The sequence below is a fragment of the Exiguobacterium sp. SH0S1 genome, assembly GCF_004337165.1.
Taxonomy (GTDB): Bacteria; Bacillota; Bacilli; order Exiguobacteriales; family Exiguobacteriaceae; genus Exiguobacterium; species Exiguobacterium aurantiacum_A.
In genome coordinates this window covers 155,337-175,490 of the sequence record NZ_SJVC01000003.1, presented here as the reverse complement: position 1 = coordinate 175,490, position 20,154 = coordinate 155,337, and the positions used below count along the sequence as shown (strand labels likewise).

The window sequence follows — 20,154 nt, the reverse complement described above, 5'->3', positions numbered from 1 at the left end:
GTGTCACCCTCCACTCACCATCGGGATCACAGCGACCGTGTCGCCGGCCTCGACCACATACTCGTCAGTCTCATAGCGTTCGTTGACCGCGAACATGAGACGCTCTGCACCCGACACGCCCCTGTCCGACAATCCTTTGCGCAGGGAAGCGATTGTTTGCGGAGCGGGAACTGTATAAGATCGAACTGACAATTCTTCTGCCACGTGGGCAAAACATAATACTTTAATCATTTAAGCGTCACTCCTTCCGGGCGTCCAGGCTGCTGTTCTTTTTGATCTCCGATCCATTTCGTGCCATCCGTCCAGTGCTCCCGTTTCCAAATCGGGACAATTTCCTTAATTCGTTCGATTGCGTACCGATTCGCCTCGTAAGCGTCGGCGCGGTGGGCCGAGCTTGTCGCAATCACGACTGCTTCTTCCAAAATATCGAGCCGGCCAATTCGGTGATGAATCGCAGTTAAAGCGCCAGGCCAACGCTCATCGACTTCTTTCGCGATTTGTTCGAGCATTTTCTCGGCCATCGGCACGTAGGATTCGTACTCGAGCAGTTCGGTCTGTTTCGCTCCGGTCATCTCCCTTACCGTTCCGATAAACAGGACGACGGCCCCGACGTTTCGGTGCCGGACCGCTTCGTAGAGTGCCATCGGCTCGAGGGGACGTTCATTCACTTGATACCAGTTCATATGCCATCCACCCTTCCACCGAACTCATCAAGTGATTCCGGTCTTTCACGGAATCACCGATTGCGATCACATTCGTCAAGTTGACCGGTTGTTCAAAACCTTCTCGAACGAGTACCACTTTCGGATAGTTTTTCTGCTTGTAGCCTTCAATGAGCAGCACATCGACGTGCGCTTCATACCAATTCACGAGTAATTCAAACGTGTCGACGGCTTTCCACTCGATGAACGTCCCGTTCTCACTGATCACACTCGATAACACGGCTCCGGCTAGGGCGTGGCGATGCGAGTCAGTCATTGGCAGGTCGAGCGCCCCTCCATGTCCGTGGTGTTTGATCACCCCGACACGGAACCCCGTCGCCGACAACCGTTCTGTCAGCTCGGAAACGAACGATGTCTTTCCGCTATTTTGATAGCCGACCACTTGCAAGATCGTCAAAGTTGATCGATGATTCGACATCGTACCATGTCCCCTTTCTGAAATCCTCTCGTCCCGCCCGGTAGATGGATCAACGCGTTACATGACGCGAGTGAGGAGACGATACCCGACTTATCTTTTCCGCTCGGATGAACGACCGCGTGTCCGGTCGAATCAATCGTCACATGGGCACGTACGAACCGGTCGAACGGATTCGGTTTCGAAAAATCAACACCGAGTTCCGCCTGTACGACCGTACGCTCGGCTTGTCCATATAGCGTCTTCATATATGTCCCGACAAACAATTCCGTACCGACGAAGCAAGCGGACGGATTCCCGGATAACCCGAACAACAATCGGCCTTCGACGTTCGCGACCGTCGTGACGGACCCCGGGCGCATCCCGACTTTGTTGAACAATACAGACGCACCGAGTGCTTCGTAAACGTCCGGTAAGTAGTCAAAATCTCCGACCGACACTCCACCCGTCGTGACGATGGCGTCACTCGTGTGTAGCGCTTCTTCGATTGCATGTTTCGTCGCGGGAAACGTATCGGGAAGAATCCCGCCATATACCGTTCTCCCGCCGAGCTCCTCGATCTGAGCAAGAATCATATAGGTGTTGGAATTGTAAATTTGACCCTCAGCTTTTCTCTCCCCTGGTTCGGAGAGTTCATCCCCTGTCGCGAACACGGTAATCCACGGTTTTGTGAACACCTCGACCCGCTCGTAGCCGAACGTCGCGAGCAAGGCAATGATGCCGGGGTTGATACGGGTGCCACGATTCACGATATGAGCACCGGTCGCCACGTCTTCCCCACGATAGGAGATGTTTTTATCTCGGACAGGACGTTTGAACGTTACTCGTTGTTCATCCGCCTGAACGATTTCGAGCATGACGACCGCGTCTGCCCCGTCTGGGATTTTAGCACCCGTCATGATGCGGATGGCGTGACCGTCTAACAGCGGTGGGCCGACGTGCCCCGCTCCTTGCACGTATTGAACGGACAAGGTCACCGGCTCGTCACGGCTCGCTGACATCAAGTCGACAGCTCGGACCGCGAAGCCGTCATACGGCGATTTATCAAAGGCTGGGACGTCATGCGTCGCGATGAGGTTCGTCGCGAGAATACGTCCATTCGCCTCATGCAGCATGACTGTCTCTATTGCGGGCTCACCCGTCGCTTCTCGGACGAGTGATATCGCTTCATCGATTGCGAGCGGTTTGCGAAACAACGTCGATACCTTCTCCATCAGTCCACTTCCTTCCGTAGCACCGCCGCATATTCGCTCGGTGTGTTCACATTTTTAAACCAATCCCGTTCATCAAACGTGACGATCGTCGCGGCTGCTACATGAGGCATGACCGCCCGCTCGCCTCGTCTTAACGCGTCTTCAAATCGTGGTAACATCGACCGCGGATACAAGGCGATGAGCGGATGCAGTCTGTCGTCCGCAACAGCGACAACCGGGCGACCATCTCGTTCTAAGGCGAGCCGCTCATATACTTCTGAAGGAAGCAGTGGCGTGTCACACGCACAGACAGCGTACCAGTCGTCAGGCTTTTGACGCATCACGGTGACGATGCCGGCGAGCGGTCCCATGCCTCGCCATTCGAAAGTATCTTCAAGCTGATAATCGTCGGTCACCATGCCAGCTGGTACGACGCTCCATTGTGCTGTCGTCGTCGAGACGAGCGTCTGCCTGGCTCGTTCTTCAAACGAGGCGCCTTGATAACGGGCCTGCCATTTCGGAGATCCGAACCGGCGCGACCGGCCCCCTGCCAAGACGATTCCAATCATCGCGTCGCTTCCCAGACGATGTGCGAAAGTTCAGGTAAAATCAATCGTGTCATCGCCAAATCGACGGCTCCGCGTGAACCTGGCATCGAGAAAATGATGGTATTTCCAATGCGTCCAGCCAAGGCCCGTGACAACATCGCAGCCGGACCGATGTCTTCCGTGAAGCTGACATGACGGAACAACTCACCAAAGCCGACCATTTCGCGGTCGAGCAGCGGCCGGATCGTTTCAATCGTGACGTCACGTTTTGTAATACCCGTACCGCCGGTCGTCAAGATGACGTCCATGTTTTCGTCGACCATTCGTTTGACGGCCGCTTCGATTTCTGTCGCATCGTCCTTTGTGATCTCACGATATGTGACCGTGTGCGCGTTCTCTTTTAATAACGTGCAAATATGTTCGCCAGACACGTCCGTATCGAGCGTGCGTGTATCTGAAATCGTTAAAATGGCTGCCTTGACGCTCTTCATGTTTTGATGTGCGTGATTGTGTGCTTGCATGTCTCTATCCTCCGATATAACTCATTTCAATACGATTGCGTGTCCGATTCCCTGTCCGTGTTCGCTCTTCTGAATAACGGTCGTCGCGTACTTCCCACACCATCTTCAGTGTCATGGCGATGAGATCATCGCTCGCCCCGCTGCGGAGCAGTTCACGAATATCAGTCCCGTCTTCAGCGAAAAGACACGTATACCATTTACCGTCACTCGACAGGCGGCCTCGCGTACACGTCCCGCAGAACGGTTGACTGACCGATGAGATGAAACCGACTTGCGCTCCATCGGTGTAACGGTAACGTTGTGCGACTTCTCCTAGTGATTCAGGTGCAAGTGGTTCGAGTAATCCATTTCGTTGTTTCAACACCTCGAGAATCGATTCAGAAGAAACGACATGCTCGACGTTCCACTCGTTCGCCGTGCCGACGTCCATGAATTCGATGTATCGGAGTGTGATGTTTCGCTCTTTGAAATAAGCGGCCATCGGCGCGACTTCGTGATCGTTCCATCCTTTTCGGACGACCATATTCACTTTCACTTCAAGACCTTGCCGTTTCGCCTCATCAATGCCACGGAGGACTGCCTCCGGTGACGTGCCCCGACCGTTCATCATCCCGAACGTCTCGGGCGACAAGGCATCAAGACTGACGTTAACCCGGTCGAGCCCGGCTTGTTTCAATACTTTAGCCATTCGCTCCAAGTAGACGCCGTTCGTCGTCAAACCGATCGTCTCGATTGTCGTGACGGTGCGGAGGCGGCGAATCAACTCATCAAGATTTGGCCTGAGCAGCGGTTCGCCCCCAGTCAAACGAATTTTTCTCACACCATGTGGCGCAACGATGCGAACGAACCGCTCGATTTCATCAAACGACAACAGCTCATCTCGTTTTAAGAATTGATGGTGGCGGAACGCCTCTTCCGGCATACAATAGCGGCAACGGAAGTTACATTTATCAATAACCGAGATGCGTAAATCTTCTAACGGTCGTCTCCGTCGATCAGTCCATGGTGTCATCATGATTCATCCTCTCTGTCAATCAACGACAGAAGGGACTATCAAAGTCCCTTCCTCGGTTGTCAGCGAATCGGTTTCTCAGCCCCGCTTCGCAAGTAGTAGTAAATCGTGGTCGCGATCGAAATCGCATAAAGTCCGAGCATGACGAACAGCGCACCGTTGAATGAGCCGACGAGTTCAAGCGACCAACCGAACATCTTCGGAATGAAGAACGCTCCATATGCCGCGAATGCTGCCGAGAACCCGACAACGGCTGGTGTTTTCGTCGCCACGAACACGTGGGGGATCATCGCGAACGTCGCACCTGAGTTGAGGCCGGTCGCAATGAACAAGACGACGAACGACAAGAAGAACATCGTCAAGTTGTTGTTCGTGATGGCCATGATGACCGATATCGTCCCGAGCGCCATGATACCGAACACGACGAGCGTCACCTTGGCCGCTCCGACCTTATCGCTAATCCAGCCTCCAAACGGGCGCGAAGATGCGCCGAGGAACGCTCCTAGAAACGCAAGCGCCATCAAATCCGATTCAGGGAATTTCAACTTCAAAATCATCGGGAATGCTGCCGCATAGCCGATGAACGAGCCGAATGCAGCGGTATAGAGCAACGTTTGAATCCAAAAATGCTTTTCTTTGAATACACTCGCCTGATCACGGAGCGACTGGCGTGCGGTCGGTAAATTATCCATAAACCAATACGCACAGAGAGCCAACACAATCGTCGGGACGACCCAGAGGAGCGCGGCGTTTTGTAGCCAAATCTGTTGACCGGTCTCCGTCACAAGCGCGTTCCCACCGATGAACCCGAAAATACTTGTCGTAATGACGAGCGGAGTGATCAATTGAACGAGCGAGACACCCAAGTTTCCGATACCTCCGTTAATGCCAAGCGCCGTTCCTTTTTTCGCTTTCGGATAAAACGCACCGATGTTAGCGTTTGAAGAAGAGAAATTCCCACCTCCGAGGCCACAGAGGGCGGCTAAAATCATGAATACCCAATAAGGTGTGTTCACGTTCTGGACAGCGTAAGCGATGCCGAGAAGCGGCAACAATAGCACCGACGTCGAGAAGATCGTCCAGTTCCTTCCGCCGAATATACTGTTCGCAAACGTATAGAAAAAGCGCAACGTCGCCCCGACGAGTCCAGGTAGTGCGGCCAATGTGAACAACTGACCTTGTGTAAAGCTAAACCCGATTGAATTCAATTGAACGGCCGCGACCGACCACATCTGCCAGACGATAAACGCGAGTGTCAATGCCGGGACGGAGACGAGCAAGTTCCGATTGGCGACTTGTTTTCCCGTCCCTTCCCAAAACCCTGCATCCTCTGGCGTCCACTCGGCGAGCGCGTGCGATCCTTTGTCTAATTGTTGCATTGTCTATTCCTCCTCTTAACGGTTCAATTCGTACCCTAATCCCATCCTATCGACCCCCCTATAAAAAAAGTGTGCCTTCTTTCACACTTATTTCGCATTTTGATAGTTTTAATTGCCCTGTCATCAATCTGTGACAATATCTTCTTCTTTTTGTTTCTGTGACATTGAACACAGAAAATCCCTCCCCAATTCCTTACGATAAGGAATAGAGGAGGGATGAAGATGTCACATCTGATTCAAATTCAATGCACACCAGAGGTTCGACTGGCGCTGCAACCATATTTCTATAGTCAAGACGGTGCCCACGTGTTTCGTGTCTTCGGCACGTCGATTGCCGAAGCTACGTTTACAGAGGACGGGATCGAGCTGACGTTTCCACTCGAAAGCCCGATGGAAGAGCTAGAGGCACTTCACAACTTGCTCGTTCGAATCGATACCCACCACGACGTAACGATTGAGGATTCAAAAGCTGTCATTGGCTATTTAAGAGACGGGACGACGGTAACCGTCTACCGCCAGTTCAAACGCTGGCTAGACTTTTTAGCAGCCGCCCGTGTCCGTTCGATGGAAGGCGTCGTCGTTGAGGTCCGCGCAAACGGCGTCAAACTTGCCGAAGGTGTACTCCGGTCTTACGAACTGGTTGAAGACGGTGCGTTTTATGTATCGGCCTGCACAATCGAGGCCGACGGATTAGAACATTTCGAAGGCGAGCTAGCGCTTGCCGCCGTCATGTGATCAATCGATGACACAGACCGAGACGGGACAGTCTTCACAATGGTTGAGTAGCTTTAACCGTGCTAGGTCATGGATGATGATTTGACGAGACGGCAACGAGATGACGCCGTCTTGCGCGAGCTCGTTCAACATACGGTTCACGCGTTCACGCGATGTGCCGCAATAGTTGGCGAGCTCTTGGTTTTTGAGTTTCAAATCGATGAGAATTCCATCTTCCACTTCAACCCCATAACTGTTCGCCATCCGAATGAGCGTCGAGTAGAGCGCTCCCTTTTTCCCGTTCAATACTAAGTCTCGGAATTTTGTATGTTGTTTCCGCATATGTTCATTGATCATAATCATGAACTCGCGAACAAACTCAGGATTTGACGATAAAATCATCGTTTCAATCCGGTCAATTTTGACGGCATAAATCTCGCTATCCTCTAACGCTTTCGCGTTGAATAAATATCTTGGTTCGATCGCGAATAGCGTCAATTCTCCGCAACAAGCCTCCGCACTCAAACAACGTAACGTCAACTCTTTCCCGTTCTCGGTCAATTTCGAGATTTGGATCAGCCCGCTTTTTACAATATAAAATTCAGACGCATCCTCCTGCTCCCGAAACAAGAAACCATTTTTTGGAACATGGATGATCCGATGGGCCAATTTTTTCGTTTCATCGAGCACCATCGTTTTACTAGAGTGAGTCATTTCCACCGACCTTCCTAAAAAAAACCTGTGCAATTTAGAAGCTTGACTTCATTTTAAACACAAATACCTTTGAAACGCAATCAACATTTGGAAGCGCTTCAAAGGGCAGGTTATTATTTATCACTATATTCAATTTTCTTCCAATATCGATATAACAATATAATCAAGCCGACATTTATAATGGCGATGCTCATGAATAGACGCATCGAGGCGTGGTCATACACCATATAGCTTTCGATTGTATATTGAAATAGAATCATATTCGTTGCCAATAAAATGACAAGACCGATTAAACTCCATACTTTAGGCCCCATGATGAATCTCTCTTCCGACCGCAAAGATCTTCCCGTTCTCGATCTCAAGCAAGATTTTAGGAAGTTCTCGCTGTGGCGGTCCTGACTGCGGTTGACCGTCGACACTAAAATAACCGCGGTGGCATGGACATAAGAGCACGTCTTCTTCTTCCACATAGAACACCGGACACTGCAAATGCGTACATTTATTATTATAGGCGACAAATTCGCCGGTCTTCAAATGGACGAGAAGTGACGGTTCCGTGCCCGGATATTCGAATTCAAGCGATTTTCCCTGTTCGAGCGCCTCGACCGTCGTGATGAACTGACGGTCGGTTCTCGGCTCGCTGCGGACGAAAGTTGCGATATTGAACGGGATTGTCGCGAGACCGAGCGCGATGCCGGCACCGAACGTCGACTTGATGAACGCGCGGCGATTCAATTTCACATCGTCAGCTCGGCTCAAGTTATCAACGAGTCCGGATAATCGTTCCCGGTCTTTTGGTTCTTTTGACATAAGTCATCTTCCTTTCTTCCTCAGTCGGAATAGACGCCAAAGAATTCAGGGACGTAATTCCACTTATCGTCTTGGGATGGTTTTTTCCCTTCAATCATGTTCATTTGCACGCGCTGGCGGCGCAATTGCATCATCTCGTCATGATCGATGAAGCGAATCGCATCCGACGGACAAACAGACGCACACATCGGCGCGATATCATGTTTTGAGCGGTCATAGCACATGTCACACTTGTACATCTTGTTCTTCTCAAAATCGAACTTTGGAATCCCGAACGGGCAGGCGAACGTACAGTTGCGGCAGCCGATACATTTTTCTTCCGAAGCGGACAACACGACGCCTTCTGGCGTGATTTGAATCGCATTGGCCGGGCAGACCTGGGCACAGGCCGGATTTTTACATTGCATGCAGATCATCGGGAACGTCTGACGGCTCTCCGAGAAATCGATGTAGTCAACGTAGTTCCGCTCGAGCCCATCGTGGTCCCCGCATTCCCGACAAGCAGCTTGACAGGCCCGACAGCCGATACAGCGTTCAAATTCTAAATACATGACCTTATTCATTTTGTAGGAACCTCCTCATCCATGATGTGACAGCTCGTCGCAATCGCATGGTCCGCCATGAACGGCACGCTCGAACCGAGTGGAACCGTCAACGGGTTAACGTGCAGCGGGGTATTAGCCGGCAATTTTTTCATTTTAACCGCACATACTTTGAATTCGGGCATGCGCGACATCGGGTCAAGGCACGGATTCGTCAATTGGTTGATCGCGAGCTCTTTGCCCCAGTGGTAAGGGACGAAGACCGTGTCTTTTCGAATCGCTTTTGTTAAACGTGCTTCGACGATCATGGAGCCGCGGCGTGTCTTCAATTCGACTTTGTCGCCCGTTTGAAGACCATAGCTTGATGCGAGCTCAGGATGAATCTCAACGAACGGCAGTTTTGACATCGTGCTCAAGAAATCGATGCGTCGTGTCTGGTTCCCCGTAAGGTAGTGGAAGACGACCCGACCTGTCGTGAGCGTGACCGGATATTCTTCATTCGCGTATTCTCCCGCCGGACGATACGTGACGACCGGTAGATTCGCCTTCCCGTTCGCCGTCCCAAAGCGTTCTTTGAACATCGTCGGTGTACCAGGATGATCTTCGGACGGACACGGCCAAAACACACCGTATTCGTTGTCGATCCGATCCCACGTGATACCGGAATAATCAGCCGGTCCGCCTTTCGTGGCGATCCGGAACTCTTCCCAAATCTCAAGCGGCGTTTCGTACGGGAAGTATTGTCCACGGCCCATTCGTTCAGCGATTCGTTTCATGATTTCCCAATCTGGGAGCGACTCTCCGAGCGGCTCACGGACTTTTCGAATCCGAATCACTCGTCCTTCTAAATTCGTTGTCGTCCCTTCATCTTCCGCCCAAGAACAAGCAGGCAACACGACGTCCGCGAACTCACAAGATTCAGACATGAAGAAGTCACTGACGACGAAGAAGTCAAGCTTGTTGAAACTGTCCCAGACGTATGGAAGGTTCGGTGCCGACACGGCCGGGTTCGAGCACATGAGATGCATCGCTCGGATCGTCCCAGCTTGAATTTCATCAAACATCTCGAACGCGGAAACGCCTGGTTTCGGCATTTCGGAAGGATCGATGCCCCAGACCCCGCTCACATATTCGACCGCTTTCGGGTCGGTGAGTTTGCGGTATCCTGGCAACAAGTCGGCTTTTTGTCCGTGCTCGCGCCCACCTTGTCCGTTGCCTTGTCCGGTCATCGTCGCAACGCCAGAGGCGAATTTCCCGATCATGCCACGCAGAAGTGCCATCGATGTGTAGAGCGATACGTTGTCGACCCCTTTTGACTGTTGCTCGACACCACGAGCGAACAACATGACTGATCGTGGGCTCTTCCCATAAATATGACCAGCTTTTTCAATTTTTTCGATCGCGACCCCAGTCACTTCGCTCGTTCGTTCGAGCGACCAGTCCCGGACGGACGCCTTCAACTCTTCGTAGTTATCGCAGCGTTCGTCTACGTAAGCTTGATCGACGTAGTCGTGTTCGACGAGGAAGTTGAGCAACCCCATCGCGAGCGCCGCATCCGTTCCCGGTTTCAAATCGAGGTGGACGTCGGCCACGCGTGCCATCGGAATCTCGCGTGGGTCGGCCACGATGATCTTGGCCCCTTTATCTTTTGCTTTCCAAATATGTTGCGTCGTCGTCGGATGACATTCGGCGATGTTCGAACCGGCGACGAAGAACGTGTCGACGTGCTCAAACTCGGTCCACGGCAGCGTCGCCCCGCGGTCGATCCCGAGCGTCTTCAAAAATCCGCCGGCAGCCGACGACATACAGAAACGTCCGTTATAGTCGATGAACCGTGTCCCGAGCGCTACGCGAGCATACTTCCCGACGAGGTAACACTTTTCGTTCGTCATCGAGACACCACCGAAGACGGAAACCGCATCTTTTCCATGCTCCCGTTGGATCCGTTTGAAGTTCTCTTCAATCACGTCGAGCGCTTCTTCCCATGTCGCTTGTTCAAACTTTCCGTTCCGTTTGATGAGCGGTGTCAAAATGCGGTCTGGGTGCTCGATCGTCTGATAGGCAGTGACCCCTTTCGGACAAAGCTTTCCTTTGTTGACCGGAAAATCATAGCGGGGTTCAACCCCTTTGACGGCCCCAGTCTTCTCATCGACGCGAATGTGCATGCCGCACTGCATCCCGCAGTAGCAACAATGGGTCGTAATCAATTTCTCGCCCGGTTTGATTAAATTTTGTACTTCTGGCGACGTTAAAAAGTCACTCATCGTCTTCCCCTCCATAGAACGTTTCCGCTCTTCGTTTTGAAAATCCACTGACGTGATAGCCGTTGATCGTTTGAAGCGGATAATGCATTCCGTCACTTCCAGACCGTCCTAACGCCGAATCGAGACGGGCCCGACGACGACAGGAATGACAGAGATCTTGGACCGTGTGTGCTTCGTCTACTTTCACGAGTTGGTCCGACCCTTCGAGCAATTGTTTCACTTGTTCGATCTCTTCATGCGTACCCATCGGTTCTCCGCATTTAACGCACAGGTGTCTCATCTTTCGTCTCCTTTGGGCGCCCGAATCCCGGCATCGACATGCCCGTGTTCGTATCGACCGGGTGTGTCGGCAACTGACCGTTCATTAAATTCAACTGCATCTTCACGCGCATCGAACGGCGACACGGTTGGCAATAGTCAGACAGCTGTGTCCCATCTTGCAAGCCGAGCTGGATTGTCTGCGCTTGTAGGATGGCCTGGACGTCCTCGACTTGATTGTCCGTCGCATAGCGTGTGCCACATCCGGCACAGACGCGCGTCTCGTCCGCTTCGACTTCCCGATAGTTCATCGGTACACTAGCAGCCATCGGGCGGACCGGTAAGTGAAACAGCTTGCCGAACGGGAAGTAACATAAAAAGATGATGACCGTCAATTGATGGAACAAGGCGAGCTCATGATGGATAAATCCACCGAAGAACACGTACGAAACAGTTAATAACAAACCCGATACAGTGACGATGAGCAACATGAGGAGCGGCAAAATATCAAACTCGAACCGCTGTGTCACTTTTACGTCTTGATCGTTGATGCGGCGATAAAGCGCCATGAGCACCCCGACTAAAAGCATGAGCGCGGTGATGTTCAAGCCGTTATAGACCATCTCGGCGAACAGCCCGTGAGCGGCCATCTTGATCGTCGGAATATTAAAGACGACGATTTGATACGTCTCGATGTCGATCAAATCAAAACGCATCCATTGGAACGTCAAACCGAACGTGATGGCGAACGATCCGAGGCATCCCCAAGCGATTAACATATGCTGGGTCCAGCGGTACCATCCACGCTCCCAAATAAATTTCTGCAAGACGATGTTGTTGACCGTCGTCGCGGCGATCGCTTTACTGGCACGCTTCTTTTCTGATTTCATCTGTTTGAGACTTCGCTTCAACACTTGCGAGGTGGCCGGCCGGGCAAAGAATAACGTCAACCGGACGACCATCCCGATCATACAGATGACGGCGGCAATGTAATAACCAAACAACGCCATATCCACATGCTCAAATCCTGCCGAGGCAACCCACGTCGAGAGCACCAAGACGGTAAATCCTACGAACGACCACTTCGCGGCGGTCGAATAAAAATGACGATCAGTCATATGTGTTCCCCCTTCTCTTTCCGAACGACTTCATAGTTTCATCATAAAGATGACATCTAGACTTAACTGTTACTTTTTTCACAGATAAGCGATTCGAGACGTGACAGAATAATGAACGAAGGAGGCGCACGCTATGAAATCTTCTATTAAAATATTTTTGTTTCTGACCATCACGGCCATGCTCGTCGTCTTTTCCATCGGTTTCGTCTTCGCCAACCGGGCGACGACCGAACCGGACGTCGAAGGCTATGTGATCGAAGTGAATGAATCTGACCGCACCGCCCTCATCATCAGCGGCATCAGTGCGGACGAGGCAAAACTAACCGCTGATGCGTTGTTCGCACGAGCCGACCCTGAAAACGTGAGCTGGTTCAAATTTCAAGTGAAGGCAACGTTCGAACAGATTGAGGTCGGCGACCACGTTCACATTTGGAAAAAGACCGGTCCGAGCATTCTCAACACTCCGAACCGATCTTATGTGAAAAAAGTCGACGTGCTCGACTAATATTGACGCTTTCCGTAACGTTCGCTCAGCCACAAGACTAAAAACGCCAGGCCGACCAACCATCCGCTCCAAATGAGCGCTTGGGTCATGTCCCCGTTTAACGTGGCCATATAAATCGCTGTGGCGAGCGTCATCGTCTCGCCCGGAATATTCCCAGCAATCATCATCGTGATACCAAATTCCCCGATCGAACGGGCAAATCCGAGGACGAATCCGCTCGTCAAAGCGGGTAAAAGAAGCGGAATCGTGACATACGTGAACAATTGACGTTCCGTTCCACCGAGCACGCGACCGGCCTCGTACCATTCCGCATCCAACTGTTTTAACCCGAGCCGAATCGTCTGGTAGACGAGCGGGAAAGCCGCCAAGGCAGAGGCGATGATGTTCGCTTGTTTCGTGAACAAGATGGTAACCGGCAACAGTCCCCCAATCCCGTTGTGGCCAAGAACGATCAACGCGTATAAACCAATCACGGTCGGCGGCAAGATGAGCGGCAATAAAAATAGCGTCTCGAGCAACCATTTCCCTTTAAACTGGCGATGATGCATGAGATAGGCGGCCCAGAACGCGAGGACGAAGGCAAGCATCGTCGCGATAAACCCGACTTCGAAAGTAAGTTGCAGTGGGGACTGCGTCATTTAGAAAACCCCTTTGCTAAAAAAATCGCTTGAATATCGTCATCGAATAAACGCTCATATACGTCACGCACATATGGACCATGCGTCAAACGGACAGCCGGATAGGAGATGATGCCGGTCGCTTCAAGCGAGACGGCTTGAAGCGCTGCGACACCTTCTGTCAGCTCTGTTTTATACACGAATCCCCCATTCGCATCCCCTTGCTCGACGAGCGTAAGCACTTGTCTCACGTTTTGGGCAAAGATAATCCGAGATTTCACCTGTCCCCATACTTCCGCTTCATCCAACGCCGTTTTCGCATAACGGCCTGCCGGAACGTTCACCGGGTCTCCAATGACGATTCGGGCGCACAACTCCAATTCCTGCCACTCACTCGTGCAACTTTTTCCCTTTGGGGTCACAAACCACAACTCGTTTTTCAAGAACGCATCCCGGTCTAACACGGGCACCTGCAACTTGTCGACATCCTCCTCACTAGCGGCTAAAAAGATGTCAGCCGGAGACCCGTGATTGATTTGGGATCGTAAGGCGCCACTCCCGTTCGTGACGACGCGGATGTCGACGTCGCCGAGTTCGGCTTCAAGTTGTCGTTCCACATGCTCTAGGACTGGTCCTAAACTCGCCGCCGCTAAAATCGTCACGGTCTCGTCATGGGCGCCAGAAGGACTTGACCAGATTTGACTCAATAACAGGACGACCGCTACCCCGACGATGACTCCACTCACCCGCTTCATGATTGATCACTCCTTTGCTTCTCCTTTATCGTAGCGATTGACTCGCGTTCCTTCTGTATCAAATGTCACAAAAATACACCTCCACGTGATGGAGGTGTAAATTGTATCTGTCAGACAAGCGTACGTGCACGCGGGAACAAAACATTGTTCTCAAGGTGAATGTGTTCGAACGTATCTGATTCTAGTGCCTCTAGACGTTGGTAGACGAGTCGATACGTCCCACACGCACCTTCAGGCGGCGTATAGTCGTTCGTAATGTGACGAAGTTCTTTCAAAATGTCACCGGCCGCTGCATGTTCCGACTCGAGCGCTTCTAAAATGGTCATAATCTTACGTTCCGTCTCAGCCGTCGGTGCCGACTCATGTCGAAGCAACATCGGGAAGTCTTCCATCTCTTCTTTGACGATATGCTGTTCAAGCTCCACTTTCAATTGATTGAACAACTGATGGATGCGTCCAAGGTGTGGATGGTTTTGTCCATGCACGCGGAATACTTTCGTCACATATGGTGTGAGCTGTGGCAATTCATCCGTCAAAAATTGGTGATGCTTATAAATAATATGCTCAATCAATTCCGAAGACGAAGCTGCATCCCAATCGATGCTCGTTTCGTTCATCTCCTGTTTGCGTCGATAGAGCGCGTTGACTTCTTCTAAAATATCTTCCGTCGATCGTTTCGACTTGTCTGTCGCTTCAGCGAGCGGTCGATTGCCTCCGCAACAAAAATCGATTCGATTCCGTTTAAAAATGTCTGCTGCTTGCGGGCATTGCTTGACGATTTCAGATACGTGCGTGTCGCTCGTGAATGTTTGTGTCATCTGTCATAACCTCCATGTTCGTTTTGACATGTTCAGCGTAGCAAGCGTTCAACTTTAAAAATGTGAAATACGTCACATTTAAGCAACTAAAATCGCCTCGTTCCATATTTAGACACACAAAAAAAGCCCCTTTTTCAAGGGGCGTTCGTCAATGTGATGGCGTTTCAAACTGTTCCGCCTCGGTCGATCCAGCGAGCGCGGTCGTCGACGACTGTCCGCTCGAGATGACGAGTGAGACTTCATCGAAGTAGCCGGTGCCGACTTCACGCTGATGGCGCGTCGCCGTGTAGCCGTGTTGTTCGGCCGCAAATTCGGCTTGTTGTAACTCAGAATATGCTGCCATCCCACGATCTTTATAGCCGCGGGCGAGCTCGAACATGCCGAAGTTGAGCGAATGGAACCCGGCGAGTGTGACGAATTGGAACTTGTAGCCCATCGCCCCAATCTCTTGTTGGAACGTCGCGATCTCGTCGTCAGACAGCTTCTTCTTCCAGTTGAACGAAGGCGAACAGTTGTAGGCGAGCATTTTTCCAGGATACTTCGCATGGATTGCGTCCGCGAACTGGCGTGCTTCTTGCAAGTCCGGTTCCGATGTCTCGCACCAGACGAGATCGGCGTAAGGAGCATAGGCGAGACCGCGGGCGATCGCCTGCTCGATGCCGGCCTCGGTCCGGTAGAAGCCTTCCGGCGTCCGGTCGCCGACGATGAACGGATGGTCAATCGGGTCGATGTCACTTGTGATCAAGTTGGCCGCATGCGCGTCCGTCCGGGCGACGATAATCGTCGATACGCCCATGACGTCTGCTGCTAGGCGCGCCGCGATCAAGTTTTTCACAGCCGTTTGCGTCGGGAGCAATACTTTACCGCCGAGGTGACCACACTTTTTCTCCGAAGACAGCTGGTCTTCTAAGTGGACACCGGCCGCACCAGACTCGATCATCGCTTTCGTCAGCTCGAAGACGTTGAGCACACCGCCGAACCCAGCTTCCATATCGGCGACGATCGGCGCGAACCAGTGCGTATCCCCTTTCCCTTCCGCCGTTTGAATCTGATCGGCCCGTTGCAGCGCCTGATTGATTCGCTTGACGACGCTCGGTACCGAGTTGGCCGGGTACAGGCTTTGGTCCGGATACATATGCCCTGATAAGTTCGCATCAGCGGCGACTTGCCAGCCGCTTAAGTAGATGGCCTCAAGCCCCGCCTTCACTTGTTGGATCGCCTGATTTCCGGTGAGCGCCCCGAGCGCGTGGACGTAATCCCGTTTGTGGAGCAGGTCCCACAGACGTTCCGACCCTTTCGTCGCGAGCGTATGTTCGATCAAGACCGATCCACGAAGCTTCATGACGTCGTCGACTCCGTACGGACGCTCGACCCCGTCAAACCGTTCCGACTGAAAAACCTTCTCGAGTTGCATGCGTTGTTCATTCATTGTTATTCCTCCTGTATTATATTAGTTTTGTTTTAATTGAATTGTTATATAACAGATGTTGCAAACTTAATCCAAGTAGGCGCAGCATTCGAGTGCCGACTTGAACGTCGAATGTTCCATCCCACAACTGCGGCAGACGTTTTCCTCGTCCCGCTCTTCTGGTTTGCGGAATACGACGACTTCCTCGACCGGTTCTTTCATGATTTGGAGCGAACCGTCCGTCCGATCGAGCACGAGGCGCATCAAGTCGTTGCCATATACGAATGCGGTATTGGCGAGCGTCGCTGTCGACTCTCCAGAGACGATGCGGCGGACGACCCAACGTTCGATTAACTGTTCGCTTTCGATTTTTTTCGTTGTCATGATGATGCTCCTCCTTTTAAGTTCAATTCAAGTGTCGACTGTGTCAAAAACTGACGGCGGCGGCGATGCAAGATCGGTTCCGTGTACCCGCTTGGCGAATCCGTTCCTTGGAACACTAAGTCTTTTGCTGCTTGATACGCGATCGAGTCGGTCACGTCCGGCGTCATTGGCCGGTAGTTCGGGTCGGCCGCGTTCTGCTTGTCGACGACTTCAGCCATCCGGTACATCGTCGCTTCGACTTGCTCACTCGTACAGACACCGTGATAGAGCCAGTTGGCCACGTGTTGGCTCGAGATGCGGAGCGTCGCCCGGTCCTCCATCAACCCGATATGGTGGATGTCCGGCACTTTCGAGCAGCCGACACCTTGCTCGACCCAGCGGACGACATAACCGAGCAGCCCTTGCAGGTTGTTCTCGAGTTCCTCCCTCACTTCATCGTCTGTATAGACGCGTGTCGCGAGCGGAATCTCGAGCAGGCGTTTCCGTTCGCTGTCGATATCGAACGATCGTTGCACCAACTCCCGTTGGACACGGAACGCATCCACTTGATGGTAATGGAGCGCGTGGAGCGTCGCGGCCGTCGGCGACGGGACCCAGGCGGTCGTCGCGCCGGACTCAGCATGGGCGACTTTCTCCCGCATCATGTCGCGCATCTTATCAGGCATCGCCCACATCCCTTTGCCGATTTGGGCTTGTTGATAGAAGTCGGCCGCGAGTCCGGTCAAGACGTTCAAGCGTTCGTAGGCATCGAGCCAAGCCGACGTCTTCATCTCGCCTTTCTTGCGCATCGGCCCGAACGTGAGCGACGTATGGATCTCGTCACCGGTCCGGTCAAGAAAACCGGTGTTGATGAAGACGATCCGCCCCTTCACGCGTTCGATGCAGTTTTTCAAGTTGAGCGACGTCCGTCTCTCCTCGTCCATCACACCGACTTTGAGCGTATGGCGCGGCAAGTCGAGCACGTCTTCGATCGCGTCGAACAAGTCGTTCGTGAACGTGACTTCCTTTGAACCGTGCATTTTCGGTTTGACGATGTAGATCGACCGTTCCCGCGAGTTCCGTTTTGAGTCGAGGTGACGGCTCGCGATCAGTGACGTGAAGATGCCGTCGAGGATTCCTTCCGGTACTTCCCTTCCTTGATTGTCGAGCATCAAATCTGTCGTCATCAAGTGACCGACGTTCCGAATGAACAGTAAGGAACGTCCCGGCAGCACGACGTCTCGTCCGTTTCTGCCTGTGTAGCGGCGGTCTTCATTCAGCTGGCGCTTAAGGGGCTTGCCGCCTTTCGTGAACGTCGCTTCGAGCGTGCCGTCCATCAGCCCGAGCCAGTTTTTGTACAGGTGGACCTTGTCCCGAGCGTTGACGGCTGCGACCGAGTCCTCACAGTCGACGATGGCCGATAAGGCAGACTCGAGTTCGATATCGGTGAGCCCTGCCCCATCCGTGCGGCCGATCGGATGGTTCCGGTCAAATTTCAGTTCGGCATGGAGGCCGTTATGGACGAGCACTAAGCTCGTCGGACTATCCGGATTCCCGACGTAACCGACGAAACAGTCATTGCTGAACGGGACGTCTTGTCCGTTGATGATGACGTATGGTTCATCGGCGCGAACCGCGTATCCTTCCGCGTCCCGGTGCGAACCCGTTAGAAGCGGGAACGTGTCGTCGAGGTATTGTTTGGCGTAAGCGATGACCGCTTTACCCCGGACCGGATTGTAGCCGGCCGACTTCGTTTTTCCGTCCGCTTCATCGATGACGTCCGTTCCATACAGCGCGTCATAAAGACTTCCCCAGCGTGCGTTCGCCGCGTTCAGTGCATAGCGTGCATTGTCGAGCGGGACGACGAGCTGTGGTCCAGCTTGCTGTGTGATCTCCGAATCGACACCTGAGACGTCGATACTAAAATCAGGGACGACCGGTTCGATGTAGCCGATCGATTGGAGGAAGCGTTCGTAGCTGACAAGGTCAAAGTCTTGTTTCTGTTCGCTGTACCACTTCTGTAACAGTCGCTCAAACGACTCCCGTTCGTGAAGCAACGCCTCATTTCGAGGAATGAACTCGTCTAGTATGCGCTCGACTCCTTGCCAAAACTGATGCCCCGTCTCTGCTCCTGGCAATACATGAGCCGAGACGAAGTCGAGGAGCTCCTGATGTACGCGATAAGTACCTACTTGTGTATACTGTTCCAAGCCTTCACATCCTCCCGTATTTGTTGTTATATATCAGTTGACTTTAATATAGACTATTATATAACAGTTTGGCAACAGGTTTTTTAAAACTTTTTATTTGCCGGCAATCGAAAAACACGTTAGGATGAATTACATGACCCATCAATGATTGAGTCATCAATTAGTTAAGGAGGGTTATGGATGCGCGAATCTTGTTCGCCTAGCGACCAAATTCTCTACAACGTCATCACTGTACAAAAAGAACTCAGCCAGCTGTTCGATACCGAAATGGATGGACTGAGTCTGACCCGATACGATATTTTGAGCAACTTGAATCACGTCGGTCCACTTCGCCAACGCGAGCTGCAACAGCGCGTCGATGTCGATCACGCGGCCATCACCCGTCACTTGAAACAACTCGAGACGCAAGGGCTGATCGCTCGTGAACGATGTCTTCAAGACAATCGCGTCATCTACGTCGACTTGACCGAGCTCGGTCGCGACAAAATTGCACATTGGACCGAGCAAAAGAAGTGCTTATCGGACCGACTTTTTGTAAACATGAAGGTAGAGGAGCAACAACATTTGCTCGACCTGTTAAATACGTTACAACACAACATTCAACACGAAAGGAAGACCCTAATATGAACACGACAACACAGAAAGACTTTATGGAGATTGTAAAAGGACGCCGTTCGATTCGCGTCTATGACGAGAGCGTCAAAATCTCGAAAGACGAAATGACACAAATCCTCGAGGAAGCGACGACAGCACCGTCTTCGCTCAACCTTCAGCCATGGCGCTTCGTCGTCATCGACAGCGCCGCCGGAAAAGAGACACTCCTCCCGCTCGCGAGCTTCAATAAGCGTCAAGTCGAGACGTCATCGGCTGTCATCGCCATCTTCGCCGACTACCAAATGGCCGACTACACGGAAGAGATCTTCAATTCGGCTGTCGAGCGCGGCCTGATGCCTCCTGAAGTCCGCGACCGCCAAGTCGACATGATCAAAGGCATCTTCAAAGACGCACCGAACGAAATGATCAAAGACAGCATCTTGCTCGACTCAGGCCTCGTCGCGATGCAGCTCATGCTCGTCGCCCGTGCCCACGGCTACGACACGAACCCGATCGGCGGCTACGATAAGAAGAATATCGCCGAAGCGTTCGGTCTCGAGAAAGAACGCTACCTCCCGGTCATGCTCCTCTCGATCGGCAAAGCCGCGGAAGAAGGTTATCCGTCGGTCCGTTTCCCAATCGACCGCATCACAGACTGGAAATAAGCAAAAGCT

At 52.2% G+C, this 20,154-nt stretch carries 25 protein-coding genes; 4 read left to right on the top strand and 21 right to left on the bottom strand.

Annotation, left to right across the window (positions count from 1 at the left end; genetic code table 11):
* Positions 1–3: 3 nt before the first annotated feature.
* The 8 genes from EVJ20_RS09985 to EVJ20_RS09950 are packed head-to-tail and all read right to left on the bottom strand — an operon-like array spanning position 4 to position 5,790.
* Positions 4–231, bottom strand: coding sequence for a MoaD/ThiS family protein (locus tag EVJ20_RS09985; RefSeq protein ID WP_035385838.1), 228 nt, complete (start codon positions 229–231; stop codon positions 4–6).
* Positions 228–683 (bottom strand): molybdenum cofactor biosynthesis protein MoaE, encoded by a 456-nt coding sequence (locus EVJ20_RS09980; protein WP_131465877.1) that lies wholly within the window; start codon positions 681–683, stop codon positions 228–230. The genes EVJ20_RS09985 and EVJ20_RS09980 overlap by 4 nt, the downstream gene beginning before the upstream one ends.
* Positions 661–1,140 (bottom strand): molybdopterin-guanine dinucleotide biosynthesis protein B, encoded by a 480-nt coding sequence (gene mobB, locus EVJ20_RS09975; protein ID WP_201739235.1) that lies wholly within the window; start codon positions 1,138–1,140, stop codon positions 661–663. Before mobB ends, EVJ20_RS09980 begins: the two co-directional genes overlap by 23 nt.
* Entirely contained in the window at positions 1,116–2,351 is a 1,236-nt protein-coding gene (locus EVJ20_RS09970; protein WP_131508103.1) for a molybdopterin molybdotransferase MoeA, read from the bottom strand. Before EVJ20_RS09970 ends, mobB begins: the two co-directional genes overlap by 25 nt.
* Positions 2,351–2,899, bottom strand: coding sequence for a molybdenum cofactor guanylyltransferase (locus tag EVJ20_RS09965; RefSeq protein WP_131465873.1), 549 nt, complete (start codon positions 2,897–2,899; stop codon positions 2,351–2,353). The genes EVJ20_RS09970 and EVJ20_RS09965 overlap by 1 nt, the downstream gene beginning before the upstream one ends.
* Positions 2,896–3,399, bottom strand: a complete 504-nt coding sequence (locus EVJ20_RS09960) for a MogA/MoaB family molybdenum cofactor biosynthesis protein (protein WP_070328105.1) — start codon at positions 3,397–3,399, stop codon at positions 2,896–2,898. Before EVJ20_RS09960 ends, EVJ20_RS09965 begins: the two co-directional genes overlap by 4 nt.
* A gap of 4 nt (positions 3,400–3,403) precedes the next feature.
* Entirely contained in the window at positions 3,404–4,414 is a 1,011-nt protein-coding gene (moaA, locus tag EVJ20_RS09955; RefSeq protein ID WP_016507982.1) for a GTP 3',8-cyclase MoaA, read from the bottom strand.
* A 59-nt stretch (positions 4,415–4,473) separates the two neighbouring features.
* On the bottom strand, positions 4,474–5,790 hold the full coding sequence (locus EVJ20_RS09950) for an MFS transporter (protein WP_131441227.1): 1,317 nt from the start codon (positions 5,788–5,790) through the stop codon (positions 4,474–4,476).
* 222 nt (positions 5,791–6,012) lie between these two features.
* Here EVJ20_RS09950 and EVJ20_RS09945 point away from each other — a divergent pair, with 222 nt between their 5' ends.
* Positions 6,013–6,525, top strand: coding sequence for a hypothetical protein (locus tag EVJ20_RS09945; protein ID WP_236633528.1), 513 nt, complete (start codon positions 6,013–6,015; stop codon positions 6,523–6,525).
* On the opposite strand, the gene EVJ20_RS09940 is transcribed toward EVJ20_RS09945, so the two are convergent.
* From EVJ20_RS09940 to EVJ20_RS09910, 7 genes are all read right to left on the bottom strand, one after another.
* The gene (locus EVJ20_RS09940) at positions 6,526–7,218 is read right to left on the bottom strand and encodes a Crp/Fnr family transcriptional regulator (protein ID WP_070328101.1); all 693 of its coding nucleotides are present in this window, start codon (positions 7,216–7,218) and stop codon (positions 6,526–6,528) included.
* Positions 7,219–7,331: 113 nt separating this feature from the next.
* On the bottom strand, positions 7,332–7,532 hold the full coding sequence (locus tag EVJ20_RS09935; RefSeq protein WP_131508101.1) for a hypothetical protein: 201 nt from the start codon (positions 7,530–7,532) through the stop codon (positions 7,332–7,334).
* Positions 7,522–8,028 carry a QcrA and Rieske domain-containing protein gene (locus EVJ20_RS09930; protein ID WP_070328099.1) on the bottom strand — a complete coding sequence of 169 codons (507 nt, stop codon included), beginning with the start codon at positions 8,026–8,028 and terminating at the stop codon, positions 7,522–7,524. The genes EVJ20_RS09935 and EVJ20_RS09930 overlap by 11 nt, the downstream gene beginning before the upstream one ends.
* A 20-nt stretch (positions 8,029–8,048) precedes the next feature.
* A complete protein-coding gene (locus EVJ20_RS09925; protein WP_070328098.1) occupies positions 8,049–8,591 on the bottom strand; it encodes a 4Fe-4S dicluster domain-containing protein in 543 nt (180 codons plus the stop codon).
* Positions 8,588–10,834, bottom strand: coding sequence for a molybdopterin oxidoreductase family protein (locus EVJ20_RS09920; RefSeq protein ID WP_070328097.1), 2,247 nt, complete (start codon positions 10,832–10,834; stop codon positions 8,588–8,590). The genes EVJ20_RS09925 and EVJ20_RS09920 overlap by 4 nt, the downstream gene beginning before the upstream one ends.
* Positions 10,827–11,081: a hypothetical protein gene (locus tag EVJ20_RS09915; RefSeq protein ID WP_131441229.1), complete on the bottom strand. Its 255-nt coding sequence runs from the start codon at positions 11,079–11,081 to the stop codon at positions 10,827–10,829. The genes EVJ20_RS09920 and EVJ20_RS09915 overlap by 8 nt, the downstream gene beginning before the upstream one ends.
* 13 nt (positions 11,082–11,094) lie before the next feature.
* Complete coding sequence (locus EVJ20_RS09910; RefSeq protein WP_070328095.1) at positions 11,095–12,210, bottom strand: MFS transporter; 1,116 nt, start codon at positions 12,208–12,210, stop codon at positions 11,095–11,097.
* A gap of 133 nt (positions 12,211–12,343) precedes the next feature.
* Here EVJ20_RS09910 and EVJ20_RS09905 point away from each other — a divergent pair, with 133 nt between their 5' ends.
* Complete coding sequence (locus tag EVJ20_RS09905; protein WP_131465863.1) at positions 12,344–12,715, top strand: DUF3221 domain-containing protein; 372 nt, start codon at positions 12,344–12,346, stop codon at positions 12,713–12,715.
* On the opposite strand, the gene modB is transcribed toward EVJ20_RS09905, so the two are convergent.
* From modB to EVJ20_RS09875, 6 genes are all read right to left on the bottom strand, one after another.
* Entirely contained in the window at positions 12,712–13,353 is a 642-nt protein-coding gene (gene modB, locus EVJ20_RS09900; protein WP_131508099.1) for a molybdate ABC transporter permease subunit, read from the bottom strand. The two genes, EVJ20_RS09905 and modB, sit on opposite strands and share 4 nt — an antisense overlap.
* The gene (gene modA, locus EVJ20_RS09895; RefSeq protein ID WP_131508097.1) at positions 13,350–14,087 is read right to left on the bottom strand and encodes a molybdate ABC transporter substrate-binding protein; all 738 of its coding nucleotides are present in this window, start codon (positions 14,085–14,087) and stop codon (positions 13,350–13,352) included. Before modA ends, modB begins: the two co-directional genes overlap by 4 nt.
* 110 nt (positions 14,088–14,197) lie before the next feature.
* On the bottom strand, positions 14,198–14,905 hold the full coding sequence (gene ric, locus EVJ20_RS09890; RefSeq protein ID WP_131508094.1) for an iron-sulfur cluster repair di-iron protein: 708 nt from the start codon (positions 14,903–14,905) through the stop codon (positions 14,198–14,200).
* Between the two features lie 148 nt (positions 14,906–15,053).
* Positions 15,054–16,334: an isocitrate lyase gene (gene aceA, locus EVJ20_RS09885; protein ID WP_070328090.1), complete on the bottom strand. Its 1,281-nt coding sequence runs from the start codon at positions 16,332–16,334 to the stop codon at positions 15,054–15,056.
* A gap of 66 nt (positions 16,335–16,400) precedes the next feature.
* Positions 16,401–16,697: a hypothetical protein gene (locus EVJ20_RS09880; protein ID WP_070328089.1), complete on the bottom strand. Its 297-nt coding sequence runs from the start codon at positions 16,695–16,697 to the stop codon at positions 16,401–16,403.
* Positions 16,694–18,886 carry a malate synthase G gene (locus EVJ20_RS09875; protein WP_131505128.1) on the bottom strand — a complete coding sequence of 731 codons (2,193 nt, stop codon included), beginning with the start codon at positions 18,884–18,886 and terminating at the stop codon, positions 16,694–16,696. Before EVJ20_RS09875 ends, EVJ20_RS09880 begins: the two co-directional genes overlap by 4 nt.
* Positions 18,887–19,066: 180 nt before the next feature.
* Here EVJ20_RS09875 and EVJ20_RS09870 point away from each other — a divergent pair, with 180 nt between their 5' ends.
* On the top strand, positions 19,067–19,513 hold the full coding sequence (locus EVJ20_RS09870) for a MarR family winged helix-turn-helix transcriptional regulator (RefSeq protein WP_070328087.1): 447 nt from the start codon (positions 19,067–19,069) through the stop codon (positions 19,511–19,513).
* Positions 19,510–20,145, top strand: coding sequence for a nitroreductase family protein (locus EVJ20_RS09865; RefSeq protein WP_131441238.1), 636 nt, complete (start codon positions 19,510–19,512; stop codon positions 20,143–20,145). The genes EVJ20_RS09870 and EVJ20_RS09865 overlap by 4 nt, the downstream gene beginning before the upstream one ends.
* Positions 20,146–20,154: the final 9 nt, after the last annotated feature.